The sequence below is a fragment of the Pseudothermotoga elfii DSM 9442 = NBRC 107921 genome (genome assembly GCF_000504085.1).
Taxonomy (GTDB): domain Bacteria; phylum Thermotogota; class Thermotogae; order Thermotogales; family DSM-5069; genus Pseudothermotoga_B; species Pseudothermotoga_B elfii.
This window is the reverse complement of sequence record NC_022792.1, coordinates 202,596-223,233: the sequence shown is the minus strand read 5'-3', so window position 1 is coordinate 223,233 and position 20,638 is coordinate 202,596. Positions and strand designations below refer to the sequence as shown.

Sequence of the window (20,638 nt, the reverse complement as noted above, 5' to 3'; positions counted from 1 at the left end):
ATTTGAAAGATTTCTTCCCAGTATCTGTCTGGTACGGGCCAAACAAATCCAGGGCTCCCATGACTGCAAAAGTTAAAGGATTATCAGAGATAAAATCAGAGATTTCTCGAATCAAAAAGATCGGATTTAATACTATCAGATTCTGGTATGATTGGGCTACTGCTGAACCGGAGCCTGATGTATGGGATTTTTCATCAATAGAAGAATTACTTAACATAACTGATGAGCTGAAAATCAAGGCTATACTTCAAATTTACACAGACTCAGCACCAAACTGGGTGGAAAGAGATTATCCAGATTCACTCTTTATTGACAGATCCGGTCTGACTATACATTCTCAATCTGCTCCTGGATACTGTTCAGACCATCCGCAGGTAAGAAAACATATTACAAGCTTTCTGCAGAATCTTGCAAAAGTAGTATCAAGGCACGATTCATTTTTAGCATGGGACATATGGTCTGAACCACATATTGTTCAATGGTCATGGATAGACTACATCAAAGATCCTTGGTTTTGTTACTGCGAATATTCAAAAAATAGATTTATCGAATGGCTCAAAACTAAGTATGAAACTGTTCAAAAACTGAACGAAATCTGGTATAGAAAACATGGAAGCTGGGAAGAAATCACCATACCTCGATATGTCTCTTTATCAAGTTTTAGGGATCTTCTTGATTGGATTCAATTCAACATCGAAAAGATATCCGAAGATCTCTTCTGGAAAACCTCAGCGATAAAAAAAAATAGATCCATCACATCCTGTATCAAGTCATGCAGCGATCTCAAGTGTTTATGGAATACCTGGTATCGGATATGGTTCATCAGACGACTGGAAACTATCTGAAAAAGTAGATATATGGGGAACTTCTTTCTATCCGAAGCACACAGGCGCATGGATGCCGTTAAAACCGCACCACATGGGTGTTGCACTTGATGCAAGCAGATCTTCCTGCGAAAGTAAAAATAAACCTTTTTGGATAGGAGAGCTCCAATCTGGTCACGGTGTTACAGGATTGAGATTCAGCGTTCCAGTTGATGAATTCGATGTTGAAAGATGGTCATGGCTCGCTATCTCCCATGATGCTAAGGGTTTAAATTACTATGCCTGGCTTCCTATGAGCTGTGGCTATGAAGTATCGGGATTCGGCCTGGCAAATTATGATGGTTCAATCAACAACAAGGTAATCAGGGCTGGAAAAGTCTCCGAAATAATTTCTAAGAACATGAATTTATTCTTAAAAGCAAAAGCTTTGCAAGCTAAGGTAGGGATACTTTATAACATTGAAACCCACAAAACTCTCGCTTGTTTAAGGGCTGAAAGTGCGGAGATCATACGTGAAGACATTTTTGGCATGTACAAGGCCATGATGCAAATGGGTGTTAATGTGGATTTTCTGCATATATCGGACTTATTGAGAGAAGATCTTAAGCAGTACCATCTCATTATGATTCCATTTTCCATCGTTATAGATCAGAAAAGTGCTGATGCGATAGAGAAATATGTGAGGAGCGGGGGAGTAGTTTTGGCAGATGGACGTCTTGGATGGATGAAAGAAGACGGAACTTTGCAAGAAAAAATCCCAGGATCCGGTCTGGAAAAAGTTTTTGGTTGTGAGGAACTCTATACAAGGGAAATCCAAGAACAGGCTATCGATTATGAAGATTGCAAACTTTCTGCTTATCGATACTTAACTGTGTACAGAAAAACAACAGGCATTCCAAAAGCATTTTTTAATGGCCAGCCTGTTATTGTAGAAAACAAATATCATTCAGGACTGGCAATAATGGTTGGTATGCTCATTGGTCTTGCCTATGAAAAAACAGAAAATAGGAACAATCTGGAATTCTTAAAACAAATTGCACAGAGAGCAGGCATTAACCCTGATTACTCAACTTCAATTACTTCTGGTCAAGAAGATTATCTTGAAGTGAGAATATCGCGTTCTGAGGAAAAAACAATAGTATTTCTATTTAATCATGGGGACGAAGCAATTGAATTTGATCTTCTGATTCCTTCAAATAATCTACCCGCTCTGGTAAACAATGTGAAATGTATCAACGCTGATCAAAAATTCGAATATCAAGCATGCAGCAAAGCGTTATCAATCAAAAATATCTTCATACAGGGTAATCACACTGTTGTTTTGTTGATCGAGTGAAAAACCTTAGATAGGAGGGGTGAGGAATGAAAAAGTCTTTGTTAATTGTTTTGATTTCGATTTTTGTGATAATCACAAGCGGTTTTGCAAAAACAAAAATCATTCTTGCAGTTCACTGGTCTGATTACCAAGTTGAAGGGATCAAAGATGAAAATGGAAACATCATGGTAAAAGGATTAAGACAGTATGTGGAAGAATATCAGAAATTGAATCCTGATACCGAAATTGAGATTCAATCAGTACCATTCGATGAGTATCTGAAACGCATTCTTATAAGCCATACTTCTGGGGTAATCTCTGATGTCTACATTTTGTATTCTCTCTGGGGTGTTCAGTTATCAGATTCCATGATACTGGATCAAGTTCCAAAAGATATCGTTGAAAAAGTAAAATCAGACTTTGTGAGACCTGCAATCGATGGAGCTACGATTGATGGCAAAATATGGGGTGTTCCTATCGAAGTCGATAATTATGCACTTGTCTTTAACAAAAAATTGTTGAAAGAAGCTGGATTCACCAATCCCCCTGAAACCTGGGATGAATTAGTGGAAATGGCTCCAAAGCTCACGAAGAGAAACCCAGACGGTACGATTTCGCAATATGGATTTGCATTCCTTTCTGGTTGGGATTCAGCAGTGGTTCATCCTTATTTAGCATTGCTTTACAGTAACAACGGTAAATTGTTTGAAGATGATTTCAGCAGGTGCCTGCTTGATTCAAAGGAGGCAATAGAAACCCTCGAAGCAGAATTAAAACTCTTTAAAAATGGCGGAACAGACCCGGCGGCGAGTGTATGGAACTTTCCAGCGGGTAAAGTAGCCATGATGATTATGGCAACCTGGTACGAAACATCTCTAAAACTTGGATTTAAAGATCAGTATGAAGAAATTGTTGGAGTCGCCCCTATTCCATACTTGAAAAAACCAGCAACAGCTGGTTACACATGGTTCATAGCAGTTGATAACGCTTCAAAAAACAAAAAACAGGCATGGGATTTTGTTCGATGGCTAACCTTGGATAAATCTGGTGGATACACCAGAATGGGTGAACTTATGGCTAAGAATATAGGATCTATACCCCCCAACAAGGCAGATATTAATTTCTTTCAATCAGAATTGAATGATCTATATACTTCTATTTTTGTTAAAGAACTCGAGCACACTCATCAAGAACCCAATGTCGCTCAGGGCCAAGAAATCAAAACTATATTAATGAGGGAAATAATTGAAGCATGGAATGGTAGAAAAACAGCAGAAAAAGCTTTGAAAGATGCAAAACTCGAGATCGACAAGATTCTCTCTGAATTTTATTGATGAGAGGGGTAATCGGTTTTGAAAGGACGAAAAATTGCTAAACAGCATTCTGGGGTGGGGTATTTTTTCCTCGCCCCAATAATGATTTTCTATTCAATGTTTTTCGTATATCCAGTCCTTTTTTCGCTTTTAGCTTCAACAAGAAGATGGAATATGCTGGTTCCGCTTTCTAATGCAAGAAAGATAGGATTTTCTCATTATTCGTACTTACTGAATGATGAGATGTTTGTTTCTGTTTTTAGAAACACTCTTATTTATGCACTACTTACAGTTTCAGCCACAATAATCATAGCTCTGATATTAGCTGTACTGATCAATGGTGCCAGGTTTTCTGTACTCTGGAGATTTATTTATTTTACGCCAGTTGTGACACCTCAGGTTGCCATAGGCACTATATGGGGCTATCTTTACAGACCAAACAACGGACTGTTGAACTCTATACTGGGTCTTTTTGGGATGAAACCTGTTTACTGGCTTACTGACCCGGATATTGCTCTTTTCTCAATAATCATCGCAGCCATATGGTCGGGTATAGGTGGTTCAATGTTGATCATCACGGCTGGCCTCAGAAACATTCCAAAAGATTATTACGATGCAGCCAAAATTGACGGCGCTGGTCCTTTCAAACAGTTTTTCCACATAACAGTTCCTCTGCTTTCTCCCACTTTGCTTTTTCTCACTGCAACAGGATTTATAGGGGCATGGCAAGTATTTGATCTTCCATTTACTATGGGGAGAAACGCACCAGCAAAAAGTGTTATGACTGTTTCCTGGTATGTTTACGAAACAGCTTTTCAATCATTGAGAATGGGCAGGGCGTCAGCCGGAGCATTCTTATTATTCTGTGTTATTTTCTCTTTTACACTGGTTATTCTGTGGATCTTCAAACGTGGAGGAATCAAAGGATATGAGTAAAAAAAAGAAGATAACCTGCATTTTGTTGGAAATCGTAAGATATGCCATAATAATATTTGGGGCTTTCTGGATGATCTTACCATTTTTTTGGATGTTTTCCGCTTCACTAATGACACCTCAGGAACTCTTGTCTGATGTCCCCAAATGGCTTCCCGAAAAACCTCAATGGGGTAACTATGTCGAAGTGCTCAGGAGAATACCTTTATTTAATTACTACAAAAATAGCTTCCTTGTGTCGGGGTCAGTAACTCTCATAACTATTATCACAAGTTCACTATCAGGGTATGCTTTTTCAAAGCTGAAGTTCGCTGGCAGAAAGATTCTGTTTGGTTTTGTGCTCTCAACCATGATGTTTCCCGTCTTCATATTTTTGATACCTGTTTATTATCTCATGAGATTGTTTGGATGGCTGGATAATTACTTATCATTAATAATACCTTTTGCTGTTAGCGGTTATGGTATTTTTCTCATGAGGCAATTTATAATGACCATTCCCGATGAATTACTTGACTCGTCCAGGCTCGATGGTGCATCTGAGTTCAGAATTTACATTTCTATCATCCTGCCACTTTTGAAACCAGCTATCGCAACCCTGGCAATACTCACTTTTATAGGTCAGTGGAATTCCTTTTTGTGGCCACTTATAGTAACTTCAACAGCTCAAAAACTTATGACTTTACCCGTTGGTATCTCAAGATTGTCACTTGCTTTTTCAACAACTGAAACACAGCACTTAATTTTAACTGCCCTCGTTTATCAAGTAGTTCCTATGGTGATAATTTTCCTGTACCTCCAGCGTTATTATGTAAGAGGTTTTGTTTTAAGTGGATTTGCAAATGTTTAGTCATGCAAGAAAAAGTATATAATGTTTCTGGGTGATGCTAGTGAAATTGAAAGAACTTTTCAGGCAGAGGGTTGAGCTTCTCAGAAATTTCATTAAAGAAAATGATTTTGATGGTCTTATTTTAAGCAGATGCGATAATTTTTCCTGGTTTACTTTTGGAGCACGAAACCACATAACTTTGAACAGTGAAACAGGTGATGCTCATGTGCTTTTGACTGAAGAAAATATTTATATACTTACTAATAACATAGAAAAAGAAAGACTCCGAAAAGAAGAATTTCACGATGATCTGCTGCCGGAAGTTGAGTTTGCCGAATATATCTGGTCCAAAGATATGACAGATGTTTTGAAACCATTCGTATCTGGAAAAAAGTTTGCCTCGGATACAGGACGATTTGAAACAATCTGTGTGAAAGACATGCTGGATCAATATCGGTATGTGCTTACTGAATTTGAGCTGAACACCTACAGAACTCTTGGAAAACTTTGCGATGAATCGGTTAACCATGTTATGGCAAAAATTAACCCCGAGATGAGAGAAATTGAAGTCCAGGGAATGGTGGCCAGTGCCCTTATCGAAAAAGGAATAGAGCCTATTTTTGTCATGGTCAGTGGAGAAGAGAGCGCAAAATTGTACAGGCACAATTTATCCAGAAATGTTAAACTTGGCGACAAAGTTTTCGTGAGTATCTGCGCTCGGAAACGAGGCCTGGTGATTTCGTTAACAAGATCCGTCCTGTTTAAAAAAGATACAAACGTGATCGAACAACACAAGCAAAATTGTTACGTGGACGCTGTTGCTATAACAAATTCAAAACCTGGAGTTAAATTAAATCAGGTCTTGGATAAAATCAGGAAAGCTTATGCTGAAATTGGAAGACCATATGAATGGATGTTGCATCATCAAGGAGGAATAACCGGTTACAATGCCCGAGAAATAATAGCCAAGGAATGGACAGATTATACACTTTGTTTTGGAAATGCAGTTGCATGGAATCCAACAATCACCGGAACCAAATCTGAAGATACAGTTTTAATAACAGAAAAAGGCTTAGAGATAATAAGTTATCCGCAAACAAGCAATTGGCCCTTTATCGAATTTGAAATAGATGGGCAGATCATAAGAAGGCCTGATATTCTGTTAGCGAATGTGTAATTCATTTTGGTTCTTTTTTCCTGTTCAACAAATCTTTCACTTCCTGCGGGCTGAGAGGCACTATCTTTGTACCACATTTTTCGCATGTTAATTTATCATCACTTAATTCTGTTGCAGAATAATAAATTTGCCCGCAGTTCGGACACCTGTAATAGAAGGCATACACCCCCAATCGAATATATCACAATTTTTCTAAGATAGATAACTTATATCCAATTAAAATCGGAATTACAAGCATTGTAATAAAGATCATAATCTTTAAAACAGGAAGGATCTTATTCGAAAGTTCCTTTTACAAGGATTTGTTCTTTTGACATCAACAATTTTCCCATACAAAGAACGCTATCTAAGTTCAGATCACTGTTGAACAACAATATATCTGCATCTTTTCCTGGAGCTATTACACCTTTTGATGAAAGTTTAAGGATTTTTGCGGGATTTTGTGTAATAGCTTTGAGAATTTTTTCAAAAGGAACACCATTTTTCACGGCAGATTTGAATTGCTCCATAACAGATGAAACTTTCCCGATCCCAAGCCCAATGAATTGCCCTTTTTCATTAAATTTTGGTAAGCTGCCCTGCCCATCTGAACTCATTGTAACCTGATTCTCAAAACCGTTCTCTATATAAATTTTAACGGCTTTCCACGCTTGAAGATCTTCTTCAAGCAGATCCCCCACACTTGTTGTGAAATCAACGAACCCACCAATTTTGGCATAATTTAATCCTTCTTCAAAGAGCTTTTTGTTTCTGTTTATATGCGTTGGTAAGAATTGCGTAACTGGTATCTCTGTGGTTTCAACAACTTCATACAATATATCAAGCATCGATTTGCCATCACCAACATGTATGTTCACAATGCCTGCTTTGTTTGAAAGAATTCCTCCCACTCGCGCATCTGCGACAATTCTCTTCAATTCATCTACAGATGGCTGACTCGACCTGTGATCGGATACTGCTATCTCACCAGCACCTATAACTTTATCTATCAATATAAAATCTTCTATAAGATTTCCTGTGAAAGTGATTAGCGGAACTCTATAGGAACCAGAATATATATAAGTATTGATACCTTCTTCTTCCAAGCTTTTCGCTTTTGCATATAGATCTTTCAAATTTCTTGTTACACCATCTGTACCGAGACAACCAACGACAGTGGTTATACCTGCTTTTACAAGATCCGAAAACACAATCCCTGGTGTTCTGGTCTTAAATCCTCCTTCGCCTCCACCACCAGCAATGTGCACATGTGAATCTATAAAGCCTGGAACTGCTATCAAACCAGAACCGTCTATCTTTTCAACTGGCAAAGAATCTACATTTATGAAATCTTCAATCACCACAATCTTGCTGCCAGCGATGAGTATATCTTTTTTACCGAGAAAATTTGGTGAGAATACTTCCACATTTTTAACGAGCTTTATCATAAATCACACCGTTATGTTCATTTGAGATTTGCTGAACAACTCACCGGCTATCCTTACCAATTTCACATCCAGGCCATTTTTCTGGTAAAACATAAAACTCAACAACTGAACCATTTGATCTTTGTCAAGAATTTGAGTCTGGGTCTGTGAATGTTTCTGTGGTACATACGCAGATTCATAAGATACGCCCGTTGAATCAACAGGTCCTATACGCATAAATTTTCACCTCATTTATATTATCGACAAAAATCAACAATTTTTCAACTTTTAAGTGCTTTTTCAAAAGCAAACCGGGTTTTATAATGAATAAAGGACCTTTTAAAATTCTTCAGATGTCACTTAAAAGTCAAGGAGAGAATCCATTATGAAAGTGTTTTTGAGATATCTCAAACCTTACTGGCTTTCAACTGTGTTAGCACCTCTTTTCATGGTTATAGAAGTAATATGTGATCTTGCACAACCAACCCTTCTGGCCCGTATTGTCGATGAAGGCATAGCTCGGGGAAATTTACAACTTGTCTGGAAAACAGGAATTTTCATGCTTCTTGTTGCTTTAATTGGTGCCGTTGGTGGTATCGGTTGCACTATCTTTGCCAGCCATGCCAGTCAAAATTTTGGCGCCGATCTCAGACGAAATCTTTTCAAAAAAGTTCTGAGCTTTTCCATCACTAATGTGAATAAATTCCATACTTCCTCGCTGATCACGCGGCTCACAAATGATGTTACACAACTTCAAAATCTGGTCATGATGCTATTGAGAATAGTTGTCAGGGGACCTCTTCTCTTCATTGGTGGTATTTTGATGGCAATTTCTATAAATGCACATCTTTCTTCGATATTTATTTTTTTGATTCCTCCGATAATTTTTCTTTTCTTATGGCTCACGAAAAAGGGTGACCTGCTGTTTCGAAAAATCCAGGACAGCGTAGATAGAGTGAACGCCGTGGTAAGGGAAAATCTTCTGGGCGTCAGAGTAGTTAGAGCTTTTAGAAGGGAAGAATATGAAAAGGAAAATTTTCACAAAAACAATGAATTGCTGAAAAATTCTATGATTAAAGCTTTCTCTCTTATAGTTTTTGCTCTTCCTGTTTTCATCTTCATAGTAAATGCAGGAACAATTGGAGTTCTCTGGTTTGGAGGAGTTCTGGTTAAGAAAAACCAGATGGAAGTTGGCAACATCATAGCTTATACAAACTATCTGATGCAGATCATGTTTTCTCTCATGATGATAGGAAATATTCTCAATTTTGTTGTGAGAGCAGGCGCTTCTGCCAAAAGAGTGTTAGGAGTACTGGATGAACAACCGGCAATTCATGAACTTCAAAATGCCTTATATGTTCCTGAAATAAAAGGAAGAGTAGATTTCGAAGACGTTGAATTCAGATACTCTGGAGACACCAGCCCCGTTCTCAAAAACGTGAACTTTTCTGTAAAATCGGGAGAAGTTATAGCAATCTTGGGAGAGACAGGATCTGGTAAAACCACACTCATGAACCTTATACCGAGGTTGATTGATGTCACCTCTGGCGATGTTAAGATTGATGATTCCGACGTGAGAGTATTAAAATTGCAGAATCTCAGAAAATACATAGCCGCAGTTCCTCAGGAAACGAATCTGTTCTCAGGAACTGTGAAAGAAAATTTAAAATGGGGAAAGGAAGACGCAACAGACGAAGAAGTAATCAAAGCAGCTAAAATAGCTCAGATACATGATTTTATCATCAATTTGCCGCAGGGGTACGATTCATATGTTGAAAGAGGTGGAAGGAATTTCTCCGGAGGTCAAAAGCAGAGGCTTTCCATAGCCCGCGCGCTGGTGAGAAAGCCGAAAATACTAATACTGGACGATTGCACAAGCTCTGTTGATCCCATAACTGAGAGAAAAATCCTGGAAGGATTGAGAGAATATACAAAAGGGTGTACAACATTCATCATAACTCAGAAAATTTCGACGGCACTGCTTGCAGATAGAATACTAACCCTTCAGGAAGGAAAAATGGTTGGTTTTGGTACTCACGAGGATTTACTTAGAAATTGCAGAGCGTATCGAGAAATATATGAATCTCAACTTGGAAATGGAATGATTAACGATGCCTGAAATAGTGAGAAGACCACCACATGAAATACCGGTGAATAAGCCTGATTTAAAAAACCCGAGAGGTACTTTAAAGCGATTTCTAAATTATTTGAAACCTCATACAATCCTATTAATAGTGGTATTTCTTTTTGTAGTTTTATCCTCATTGATGAATGTCGTAACTCCTTATCTTATAGGAAAAATTATTGACGAGGTATTTATTCCAATGGCTTTCGAAAAACTTTTCAGGTACTTGCTAATTCTGGGCAGCTTTTATGCCATTATTTCTTTATCTTTCTGGATTCAGGGTAAGATCATGCTTAAGCTTTCGCAGGAAATTGTCTTTGATTTGAGAAAAGAGTTGTTTGAAAAACTCCAAAGAATTCCAACAGGTTTCTTCGATAAGACATCTCATGGAGATGTCATCAGCAGAATTGTAAATGATACAGACAATATAAACAACGTGCTTGCAAACAGCATCACTCAAACTTTTTCAGGAATCATCACACTTGCCGGAGCTGCATTTATGATGCTTAAGGTTAATATACTGCTTTCTCTGGTCACTTTTTCTGTGATTCCCCTGACTCTTCTGGCAACCCGGATTATATCTCAGAGAACACGAAGGTATTTTTATGAGAATCAGCGTGTGCTTGGAGAGCTCAATGGCATAATAGAAGAGGATATATCAGGTCTTTCTGTGATAAAAATATTCACGCGCGAGGAAAAAGAGTTAGAGAAATTCAATAAATCAAACGAAAATTTGAGAGAAATAGGGGTAAAAGCACAGATTTTTTCAGGAATACTTGGCCCTATTATGAACATGATAAACAACCTGGGGTTCGCGATGGTCAGTGGCTTTGGTGGATGGTTTGCCCTGAAAGGTATAGTTACAGTTGGGACAATTGCCACATTTATAGGCTATTCACGCCAATTTACCAGACCATTGAACGAACTCTCAAATCAGTTCAATATGATACAAATGGCTCTTGCAAGTGCGGAAAGAATATTCGAAATCATGGATGTTGAGGAAGAAAACGATGATGAAAAGTCTGTAATTATTAGCGAAGCAAAGGGTGAAATAGAGTTTAGAAACGTATGGTTTTCTTACGATAAAGAAGTTCCCATCCTCAAAAACATCAGCTTTCACATAAAACCAGGACAAAAAGTAGCGCTGGTTGGTCCAACTGGTTCCGGAAAAACCACTATAGTAAATCTGCTGATGAGATTCTACGATGTAGACGCGGGCCAGATACTCATAGATGGTGTAGATATCAGGAAAATAAAAAGAGTGTCTCTCAGGTCTATCATTGGTATAGTATTGCAGGACACTATACTTTTTTCCAAAACTGTCAAAGAAAACATAGGATACGGAAACCCAGATTCAACCGATAATGAAATAGAAAAAGCTGCAAAATTGACACATGCTGATCACTTTATAAAACATCTTCCACACGGGTACAACACTATTCTCACAGATAACGGAGAAGATTTAAGTCAGGGCCAGAGACAGCTCCTTTCCATCACCAGGGCCTTTCTGGCAAATCCAAAGATACTCATATTGGACGAAGCCACAAGCAATATAGATACAAAAACAGAAAAAAGTATACAGACTGCTATGTGGAAACTCATGGAAGGAAGAACAAGTATCATTATAGCCCACAGGCTAAACACTGTTAAAAATGCAGATCTAATAATTGTCATGAAAGGCGGTGAAATTGTGGAAATAGGCAAACATGAAGAACTCTTACAAAGCAAAGGATTTTACCACGAACTTTTCACAAATCAGTACGGAATTCTTCTGGAGGAAAATGAATCCTAAAAACCTGGTGAACTACCCCCACCTATAGAGGTGCTGGTTTCGTGGTCAAGGCAATTTCCTTCATTGTATTTCCTCAGCTCCTTCCTTATAATGCTGACTATGCCACAGGGGAAGGAATTGCCAGGCGACATTCATCATCCACTTATAAAAGTGGGCAACTTCTGTCATAAATTAGGTGAAACAAATACATAAAATTGTGATAAACTTAAAATATGATTGAAAGCTGTGGGGGGTTTAATGAGACTGGAAATTGTCTTCAAGACAGCTAACAGTTTCATACCTATCAATTATCAATATATGTTGTGCTCTTTTGTATATAAGAGACTTAAATATACAGATGAGAATTTTGCTTCTTTTCTCCATGAAGAAGGATTCAATGGCTTCAGAATGTTCACTTTTTCGCAACTCTTCTTTGAAAACTCTCATGTTAAAAATGGCTCCATAATAATCTCTGAAGGAAAAGGAAAATGGTACATCTCATCACTCAGTGAAGATTTCATCAGAAACTTTTTTTCTTCAATTATCGAAAACCCTTTTATCGAACTCGAAGGAGTATTATTCAATATTTTACAAGTCAGAGTGCTTGACGAACCAAAAATAACAGACCAGATGAAATTCATCCTGATTTCCCCTCTGGTTGTCAGCATACCTGTGGAAAATCAAGGAAAACTTTCTCACAAATACCTGACCCCGGAAGATGATTTCTTTCAGAACGCCATTAATGTCAACTTGATTAAAAAGTACTCCGCTTTCTTTGGAAAAGAAATCAGCTCTAAAGTTTATATACAACCTGATTGGAATTACATTCAAAGAAAAGGTAGAATAACTAAATTAATACAGATTAAAAATACCTTTGTGCGCGGTACAGTTTTTCCATTTTTAATCACAGGTGATCCTGGTCTCATTAAAGTTGGTTACGAAGCTGGCTTTGGTGAAAAGAATAGCCTTGGTTTTGGTATGGTTAAAGTCTGCAAAAATGACAACAATTTAAATCTTTAACGAAGGAATGTCGAAAATGATTACAGGGACCGTATTACTCAGTTTTACCGTATGCGAAAGAGAAGCATGGCTCATAGCCCATCAAATAGAACCTGAACAATCAAATCCTTTTATAGAGATTGGAAGATTGATACACGCAGAAAGTTATAGAAAAAATCAAATCAGGGAAATAGCACTTCCTGGCATAAAGATTGATATGATCTACAGCCAGGGGCAGGTAACTGTTGTCGGTGAAATAAAAAAATCCTCCAAATTTTTGAAGGGAGCGCGGCTACAACTTTTGTATTATCTAAGTGAGCTCAAAAAGCGTGGGGTTCACGCTGCCGGAAAAATAATGATTCCGAAAGAAAAAAAGCAAATAGATATCAATTTAGACGATCAGGGGATAAAAGATCTGAACCAGGCTATAGAAAATGTAGAAAAATTGGTTTCTCTCCCAAAGATACCACAAAAGATCAGAAATGCATTCTGCACAAAATGTGGCTACGAACAATTTTGTTGGTCCTGAGGTGATATTCGTGGCTGAACCAGTGTATATATTTTCAGATGGCACTCTCAAGCGTAAAGAAAATACCATCATGCTTGAAACTCAGTCAGGTAAAAAGCATATACCTGTCGAGAACGTATCAGAAATAAAAATTTTTGGAGAAGTGGACATTAACAAAAGATTACTCGAGTTTCTAACGCAGAAAAATATCATCGTTCATTTTTTTAACCGCTATGGTTATTATGTTGGAACCTATTATCCAAGAGAATTCCTGAACAGTGGAATGATCATACTCCGACAAGCTGAATTTTATTTAAATTCAGTTAAAAGGCTGGAGCTGGCAAGATTGTTTGTAGAAGGAAGTTTAAAAAATATCATCAACACAATAAAGAAATACAACGAAAATGGCCGATTCTCAAATACTATAAATGCGATTGAGTCACATATTAAAAATTTAAAACAATGCAGCTCTGTTGAACAATTAATGGCTTTAGAAGGGAATGCACGTGAGATTTACTATCATTGTTTTGACAATTTCGTCAAATCGGGTGATTTTCATTTTGAAGATCGTAGCAAAAGACCCCCTCAGAATGAATTAAACGCTCTTGTAAGTTTCGGCAACAGCCTTCTTTACACAACGACACTCTCAGAGATTTATAAAACCCATCTTGATCCCAGGATAGGTTTCCTTCACACAACAAACGACAGAAGATTCACTTTGAACCTTGATATTTCAGAAATCTTTAAACCTATTATCGTTGACAGATTGATTTTTACACTGATAAATAGAAAGCAGATCAAAAAATCTGATTTTCACGAAATAACAGGCGGAATATCACTAAAAGAAAATGCACGAAGAACATTTGTTCAATCCTTTGAAGAAAAGCTTAAAGATACCATTTACCATTCAGGTTTGAAAAGAAAAGTATCTTTTAGAACATTGATCAGAACGGAAGCATATAAAATTGAAAAACACATTCTGGAAGACGAACCTTACAGTCCTTATCTTGGGTGATTTACTGTGTATCTCATAGTCACATATGATGTGGGAGAAAAACGAGTGGCGAGAGTTCTGAAAGTCTGCAGGAAATATTTAAACTGGGTTCAAAACTCAGTTTTAGAAGGCGAGATAACAATCGCAAAGTTTGAAAAACTTAAATTGGAGCTTGAAAGAAGCATTGACAAATCAGAAGATTCCGTAAGAATCTATATCCTAAAAAATAAATCTTTTTTTGATCTAAAAACGCTCGGAAATGAAAAAGGAACAGTAGATATCATTTATTAGGGGGGGTATTTGTGCTCACAAAGATTATCAAGATAGGTAAACTTTATCAGCAGGAAGAGCTTTTCGAAAATTTCGCCAAGACTTTCAAGTCAAACTTGCTTGTAACGCTTTACTTTGATCTTGGGCCACCTGTTCAGTACATTTCTTCACATATCATCGAGCCTCCTGAAAATTTGCAAAAACTTCTTTACTACGACCAAAAAGGCAATGTATCAGGAAAATCACCAACTGTCAGCATAACTTTTAAAAATGAAGATGGCTCTGAAAAAATCCGAAAAGGTGTTGAAAAAGCTATACTCAAACTCAAATCATTTTTCAAGCACCCGATGTTGAAAGATTTTGAAAATTGCATAAATGACGAATTTGAAAGTATCGTGCTTGATGTAGAAAAACTTCTGACTGATCAAAAAAACCTTAAAGGCGTTTATTTAACTGTCAAACTTCTCAGGCACGATAGTGAACTTTTTCCTTCTGAACATGGTGAATTTGTAAAAGCCTTTATCGACAACATTCTGAAAAAATCGGTCGAAGATGGCGAAGAGGGTATATGCACATTTTGTGGAAGAAAGAAGATTGTTTCAGCAACGGTAAATGAAGTTTTCAAATTTGCCACATTTGACAAGCCCGGTTTCTGCCCAAGTTTGAAAAAAGATGATTCAATAAAAGTACTACCGATATGCGATGAGTGCAAATCTCAGCTTCAAAATGGTGCAAACAAGGTTATTCAGGAATTGTCATTCAACTTTCTGAAAAACCAAAACCCTCTCTGGGTGATTCCATCGATTATTGAAGAAAATAGCGAAGAGATCCTCAAGAATGTAATCCAGAGAATAGCAGATACATCTAAAAAATTGAAAGATTTTGCAAACTCCGAACGTGAAATAGAGCTCGTTTTATCCGAAGAAAAATCGACCGTGCATTATGACTTTCTTTTCATGGAATTAAACCAAAATCAACAGAGAATAGAACTTCATTTGACAGAAATCTCTCCAACAAGATTGAAAAAAATCGTTCAATCTATTGATGACTCAAAACGAAGAATTAAGATCGATGACCTTCCAGAACCTTCTCTTGGAATGTTGTGGAAACTTTACGAAAAACCATCGGGTAGTGATAAGTCGAGAAAAGATTATCTTGCACTTGTGAAAAGTATTTTTCAGGAAGAGCCATACAGCTATTCCAGGCTTTTGTGGTATTTCATGAGGAAAATAAGAAAATCTGCTATAACCGAAGGTGCATGGTGGAGAAAATTGACATACGTCAGCTTTGCCGCTATCCTGCATCTGAACCAAATAAATGTGTTGAATTTGCGAAGGGGGGAATACATCGTGAGCAGTAGTGAAATTGATCAGTTTTTCAACAGTTATCCGGAGTTTTTCAATCTACCATGGAAAAAGGCTGTGTTCTTGACAGGCGTTCTGGCAGGTAAAGTGTTATCTGTCCAGTATGCTAAAAGGCAAGCAACGCCATTTTTTAAAAAATTCAAAGGATTGAAGATGAATATGCAAGATGTCATGGGACTTCTGGCCGATATTAGAAACAAACTTCAGCAATATGATGCTTACGGGAAAAAAAGTGATGAGCTACTAAAAACAGCGGCGGAATATTATCTGCAATCTTCAAAATCTAATACAACTATTGATGAGCTAAATTTCATCTTTACACTTGGTCTGGCGTATGCAGGAAAAGAACCTTTCAAAAAATACGAGGAGGTTGAAGAATATGAACAGCAGATCTGAAATACTGTTTTTATATGATGTCAAATGGGCAAACCCAAATGGAGATCCACTCGACGAGAACAAGCCAAGGATAGACGAGGAAACGGAAAAGTGCATAGTAAGTGACGTCCGGCTAAAAAGAACAATCAGAGATGAATTGCAAGAAAATGGAGAAATCATATGGGTATCGGGTGAATCAGTTAATCCAGATAAAAGGCGCGGAGAACTTGGTATAAAGGATAAAACAGACGCACTGAAGTGCATCGATGTCAGGCTTTTTGGGGCAGTTATACCCATATCAAAACAGGCCGACACATCTTTCACAGGCCCTGTTCAATTCAGACCCGGCACATCATTACACGCAGTAAAAGTCGTTTTTCAGCAGGGTACAGCTGCTTTTACAAGCGGAGAGCAGGCCCAGCAGAGAAGTTTCAGAGAAGAATACCTGATTCCGTACGCCCTCATATGCTTTTATGGGATAGCGAATGAAAACGCCGCGAAAATAACAAAATTAACTGAAGAAGATATTAAAAAGCTTCTCAACGCAATGTGGAATGGAACTAAAAATCTTATAACCCGCTCAAAAATGGAACACAACCCAAGATTACTGCTAAGAGTTGTTTATAAAGAAGGTATCAATTATCACATAGGCGAACTTGATTCCTACATAAAGTTGTTGAGTGATATCGAAGAAAAGAGTATAAGAGATACTGCTCAAATCAAACTTGATATATCAGAATTACTCACAAAACTAAGTCAAAATAAAGAAAAAATAGACCACATTGAATACAAAGAAGATGGAAGGTTGAAACTGGTGAAAAACGGCGAAGATATAATCTTGAAAAACGAGCTTGACAATCTTGGATTAAGGGCAGTGGCACTACAATGAAGGTAATTGTTTTCGATGTAAAGGGTAAATATGCGCTTTTCAGGAGAAATTACACAACAAGTAGTTCAACATCCTATAACTTTCCTCCAAGGACATCTATATGCGGTTTGCTTGGAGCTATCATGGGTATACAAAATGAGGCTACTCAATTCAGTAAACACTTGAGAATTTTCGATAATGCTCACATAGCCCTTAGAGTACTCGTTCCTATCAGAAAAACAACGATGGGTGTTAATTATGCTGAAACAAAATCAGGCAAAAATCAGAGAACACAGATTATACTTGAATTGATCAAAGAACCTGTTTATAGAATCTACGTTTCTGAATTTTCACAATTCGACCAATTGAGAAACCATCTCGAAAATAACACATGTGTTTTCACTCCATATCTTGGTCAGGCTCAATTTATAGCAAAAATCAGCCACGTTGGCGTTTTCGAGGCAAAATCAGTTTTTCCTCCAGTGGTGGTGCATTCGGTTCTAAAAATTACCGATGGAATTCGTATTCAGCCGCAAGAAAATTCTATTTTACTTAGAGAACAAATGGTCCTTAACATGGACGATGAAAGGCACCCTGTTGCTTTCGCATCATACTGGGTCGAAAAGAATGCCAGGCCTCTGGAGGTTATCAAGCATCCAAACATTTTCAGAATAGAGGAGCTTGATGAAAACATATGCTGGATGGATTAAAGTCACACCCGGAAAGATTGTTGCTGGACCATATTAATGGAGTTAAAAAAAGAGCTCTGGAAAAAGCAAATTCAATCAAATGGAACAATTTTGGTATAACTGAGAAAGATGCTATAAAACTAATCGAGATATGTGCTCTTTGCCACGACTTTGCCAAAGCATCTTCAGGATTCCAAAAATATATAACATCTTCGAAAAAAGGGGTGCATGTAAGTCATGCCCCCCTTTCTTCAATCATTACCTACCACATAGCAAAAAATACAGGATTTGAACCGAAGTATGCATCATTTGCATATTTTGTCGTAAGATGTCATCATGAATCAATGAAAGATTTTCAGGCTTTTGGAGAAAATCTCGAGGCTCTTGAAAAACAGATGAGTTCTATTCCAAAAGAGTTCATTGACTGGGTTGAATCAAAATTGAATACTCAGGTAACTCCAAAAATTAGTGAAATTTACGGTAAATTAGAAAAAGACGTAGCAAAGCTCAATTTTTTCCGACCTTTTTCACTGAAAGATTATCTTTTTGTACATACGCTGCTTTCCATCCTGGTTTCTTCAGATCATGAAGATGCTGCATTGCATGATACTCCCTTAATTTTAAAAACTCGATTGACGCTTGAAAACTTGAGAAAATACATGCACGCAATACCAGAAGATAATCCACTTTATTCTCTGAGAAAGGAATTTCACATTGATCTGGACAACTCGCTCAAATATTTAGATGATTCAAAAATATACTCAATCACAGCTCCTACTGGTCTTGGAAAAACTCTGGCTAACCTGAAAGTAGCTTTATCTTTATCAGATGAATCTCTAATTGTCTATGCTTTACCATTCATAAACATAATAGACCAGACTGTGGAAACTTTTCAGAAAATAATGCAAGATACAGAATTTGATGCAAGTACAATACTACCTTATCATCATCTGGCTAATCCAAAATACGAAGAAGACATATACGGCGAAAAAGCTATTCAGAAGGTTCTGATAGAAAGCTGGCATTCTCAGATAGTAGTCACAACCTTTGTAGGTTTATTCGAATCACTTCTAACAAGTAAAAGAGTGCCGTTTTTCTATAAACTTCTCAACGCGACGATAATACTTGACGAAGTTCAATCGATTCCTCACAAATACTGGAATCCTCTGGCTGATATTCTAAGTTGCCTCAGCGAATTTGGCACCAAAATAATATTCTCTACCGCTACCCAACCTATGATCATAACAAAAACCAGAGAGCTCATAAATAAAAATTACAATTCAAAGCTCAACAGAACCAGAATTCATTATTGTGGAGAAATAGATTACCCATCTTTCATGAAACAAGTGGAAGAAGAAGCAAACAAGTGTTTGGAAAAAAATCAAAGGTTACTTGTTGTTGTGAACACAATAAGACAATCTAAAGAGCTTTTTAATCATCTGAGATCAACCATTGATATAAGCAAATTAGTTTATCTATCTTCAAACGTTATTCCCAAGCAAAGATTAGAAAGAGTCAGCGGACTTAAGAAATTGAAAAATCAAGGAATAATATGCATAAGTACTCAAGTAATAGAAGCCGGTGTGGATCTTTCTTTCAATAAAATTATAAGAGATGAAGGCCCGATAGACAGCGTTATTCAAGTAGCAGGAAGATGCAACAGGAACTTCGAAACTCCTATTTCATCCGCACACATTTATCGTGCCATTGACAAAGAAAGAAATAGAAGTTTTGCTTCATATGTGTACGATCATTTTCTACTTGATATGACAAGGGAATTGCTCTCATCAAAAAAAGAATTCGAGGAAAAAGAATTCCCAGAGATCGTCTCAAGATACTTCAATATGGTTAAAGAAAGGGGAAATACTGATCGTGAAAATCTAACAGAACAACTTCGGCTATTAAAATTTGAAGAAATATCCTCAAAATTCAAATTGATAGAAAAAAGATATGATACAGTCCCGGTGTTTATAGAATATGATGAATCTGCGCAATTTTTGAGAAAAAAATTAAATGAGACCCTGAACAGCAAAATGGAAAAATTTGAAAAACTGGCACAGATTTCAGAATTAATAAGACAGATGTCTCTCTATACGATAGATGTACCGTTGAAAAGCGAAGATTTAAGAGGAGCTCTGTTGATGGAAAATGGTTTTTTGCTCGTTACAAAAGATAACCTCAATTATTGGTATGACGAATACACTGGTTTTCAAAGGAGTCAGGAACTGATGATTTTTTGATTAAACTTAACACTTATTAATTCATCATTTTGCAAAAGTGAAGAAACAAATACATGAAAAACCTGGCATAATAGATGAGAATTACTCAAGAAAAGTGATTGATAGATTTATAAATTAAATAATTCTAAACTTGTGAATTATTATATAGAATAGCAATTTGTGGATTGAATAATTTTTATTAAGATTGTATTCAATAACCTTGTGACATTTCACTTGAATTTCTAAGATTTGTTAACAAACACCCCCAAAATCGCCTTTTTTTCTAAAACCTCCAATAGGTAATTTTTCCCCGTACATTTTTTACTATGTGCCTTTATAAATTTTCCTGCTTTTAATGCTTGCCTTTATACATTCCCGTATGCCATATAGTATAATATTTATTGACAAATCTGTTTCTGGGGATTATTATTTATTCAGTATCTTATGGGTTTCAATCGAACCTTAGAGGGATGGAAACAACAGAGTTAGTTCCTTTGTTTCTGGATCAATTTCAGTTTCAATCGAACCTTAGAGGGATGGAAACCACCTCTCGGTACTTGCCAATAACACATGTCCCTTTGTTTCAATCGAACCTTAGAGGGATGGAAACAATCATATCCCTTTGTTGGACTTGTGTATATTATTTGGTTTCAATCGAACCT

At 37.0% G+C, this 20,638-nt stretch carries 18 protein-coding genes and 1 CRISPR repeat array (1 of these 19 running past the window's edge); of the genes, 16 read left to right on the top strand and 2 right to left on the bottom strand.

The annotated features are described in order from the left end of the window. The first annotated feature begins 2 nt into the window (after positions 1 to 2). From TEL01S_RS01040 to TEL01S_RS01015, 6 genes are read left to right on the top strand one after another with little or no spacing between them, the layout of a single operon-like run. Complete coding sequence (locus tag TEL01S_RS01040; RefSeq protein ID WP_028843524.1) at positions 3 to 845, top strand: beta-galactosidase; 843 nt, start codon at positions 3 to 5, stop codon at positions 843 to 845. Then, complete coding sequence (locus TEL01S_RS01035; protein WP_322786174.1) at positions 745 to 2,160, top strand: beta-galactosidase trimerization domain-containing protein; 1,416 nt, start codon at positions 745 to 747, stop codon at positions 2,158 to 2,160. Before TEL01S_RS01040 ends, TEL01S_RS01035 begins: the two co-directional genes overlap by 101 nt. Positions 2,161 to 2,186: 26 nt before the next feature. Next, positions 2,187 to 3,473 carry an ABC transporter substrate-binding protein gene (locus TEL01S_RS01030; protein WP_012002268.1) on the top strand — a complete coding sequence of 429 codons (1,287 nt, stop codon included), beginning with the start codon at positions 2,187 to 2,189 and terminating at the stop codon, positions 3,471 to 3,473. Between the two features lie 18 nt (positions 3,474 to 3,491). After that, positions 3,492 to 4,388, top strand: coding sequence for a carbohydrate ABC transporter permease (locus TEL01S_RS01025; protein WP_012002267.1), 897 nt, complete (start codon positions 3,492 to 3,494; stop codon positions 4,386 to 4,388). Beyond that, entirely contained in the window at positions 4,381 to 5,232 is an 852-nt protein-coding gene (locus tag TEL01S_RS01020) for a carbohydrate ABC transporter permease (RefSeq protein WP_012002266.1), read from the top strand. Before TEL01S_RS01025 ends, TEL01S_RS01020 begins: the two co-directional genes overlap by 8 nt. A gap of 40 nt (positions 5,233 to 5,272) precedes the next feature. After that, positions 5,273 to 6,388 (top strand): M24 family metallopeptidase, encoded by a 1,116-nt coding sequence (locus tag TEL01S_RS01015; RefSeq protein WP_012002265.1) that lies wholly within the window; start codon positions 5,273 to 5,275, stop codon positions 6,386 to 6,388. A gap of 275 nt (positions 6,389 to 6,663) precedes the next feature. On the opposite strand, the gene iadA is transcribed toward TEL01S_RS01015, so the two are convergent. After that, positions 6,664 to 7,815 carry a beta-aspartyl-peptidase gene (gene iadA, locus TEL01S_RS01010; protein ID WP_012002264.1) on the bottom strand — a complete coding sequence of 384 codons (1,152 nt, stop codon included), beginning with the start codon at positions 7,813 to 7,815 and terminating at the stop codon, positions 6,664 to 6,666. Positions 7,816 to 7,818: 3 nt separating this feature from the next. Then, positions 7,819 to 8,031, bottom strand: coding sequence for a hypothetical protein (locus TEL01S_RS01005; RefSeq protein WP_028843527.1), 213 nt, complete (start codon positions 8,029 to 8,031; stop codon positions 7,819 to 7,821). Positions 8,032 to 8,179: 148 nt separating this feature from the next. Between TEL01S_RS01005 and TEL01S_RS01000 the strand changes: the two genes are divergently transcribed. From TEL01S_RS01000 to TEL01S_RS00955, 10 genes are all read left to right on the top strand, one after another. Further along, positions 8,180 to 9,913, top strand: a complete 1,734-nt coding sequence (locus tag TEL01S_RS01000; protein ID WP_012002263.1) for an ABC transporter ATP-binding protein — start codon at positions 8,180 to 8,182, stop codon at positions 9,911 to 9,913. Next, a complete protein-coding gene (locus TEL01S_RS00995) occupies positions 9,906 to 11,711 on the top strand; it encodes an ABC transporter ATP-binding protein (RefSeq protein ID WP_028843528.1) in 1,806 nt (601 codons plus the stop codon). Before TEL01S_RS01000 ends, TEL01S_RS00995 begins: the two co-directional genes overlap by 8 nt. Positions 11,712 to 11,948: 237 nt before the next feature. Further along, a complete protein-coding gene (gene cas6 / locus TEL01S_RS00990) occupies positions 11,949 to 12,710 on the top strand; it encodes a CRISPR-associated endoribonuclease Cas6 (RefSeq protein ID WP_028843529.1) in 762 nt (253 codons plus the stop codon). Between the two features lie 7 nt (positions 12,711 to 12,717). Continuing rightward, positions 12,718 to 13,218: a CRISPR-associated protein Cas4 gene (cas4, locus tag TEL01S_RS00985; protein WP_232504366.1), complete on the top strand. Its 501-nt coding sequence runs from the start codon at positions 12,718 to 12,720 to the stop codon at positions 13,216 to 13,218. 10 nt (positions 13,219 to 13,228) lie between these two features. Continuing rightward, on the top strand, positions 13,229 to 14,212 hold the full coding sequence (cas1b, locus tag TEL01S_RS00980) for a type I-B CRISPR-associated endonuclease Cas1b (RefSeq protein ID WP_028843531.1): 984 nt from the start codon (positions 13,229 to 13,231) through the stop codon (positions 14,210 to 14,212). Positions 14,213 to 14,218: 6 nt separating this feature from the next. Then, positions 14,219 to 14,482, top strand: a complete 264-nt coding sequence (gene cas2 / locus TEL01S_RS00975) for a CRISPR-associated endonuclease Cas2 (RefSeq protein ID WP_012002258.1) — start codon at positions 14,219 to 14,221, stop codon at positions 14,480 to 14,482. 11 nt (positions 14,483 to 14,493) lie between these two features. Further along, positions 14,494 to 16,221, top strand: coding sequence for a TIGR02556 family CRISPR-associated protein (locus tag TEL01S_RS00970; RefSeq protein WP_028843532.1), 1,728 nt, complete (start codon positions 14,494 to 14,496; stop codon positions 16,219 to 16,221). Next, entirely contained in the window at positions 16,205 to 17,089 is an 885-nt protein-coding gene (gene cas7b / locus TEL01S_RS00965; protein WP_012002256.1) for a type I-B CRISPR-associated protein Cas7/Csh2, read from the top strand. The genes TEL01S_RS00970 and cas7b overlap by 17 nt, the downstream gene beginning before the upstream one ends. Continuing rightward, positions 17,086 to 17,778 (top strand): type I-B CRISPR-associated protein Cas5b, encoded by a 693-nt coding sequence (cas5b, locus tag TEL01S_RS00960; RefSeq protein WP_012002255.1) that lies wholly within the window; start codon positions 17,086 to 17,088, stop codon positions 17,776 to 17,778. Before cas7b ends, cas5b begins: the two co-directional genes overlap by 4 nt. Next, a complete protein-coding gene (locus tag TEL01S_RS00955) occupies positions 17,763 to 19,997 on the top strand; it encodes a CRISPR-associated helicase/endonuclease Cas3 (RefSeq protein ID WP_028843534.1) in 2,235 nt (744 codons plus the stop codon). The genes cas5b and TEL01S_RS00955 overlap by 16 nt, the downstream gene beginning before the upstream one ends. Positions 19,998 to 20,424: 427 nt before the next feature. Further along, positions 20,425 to 20,638: a CRISPR direct-repeat array (repeat unit 30 nt; unit sequence GTTTCAATCGAACCTTAGAGGGATGGAAAC) (it continues 8,580 nt past the right edge of the window).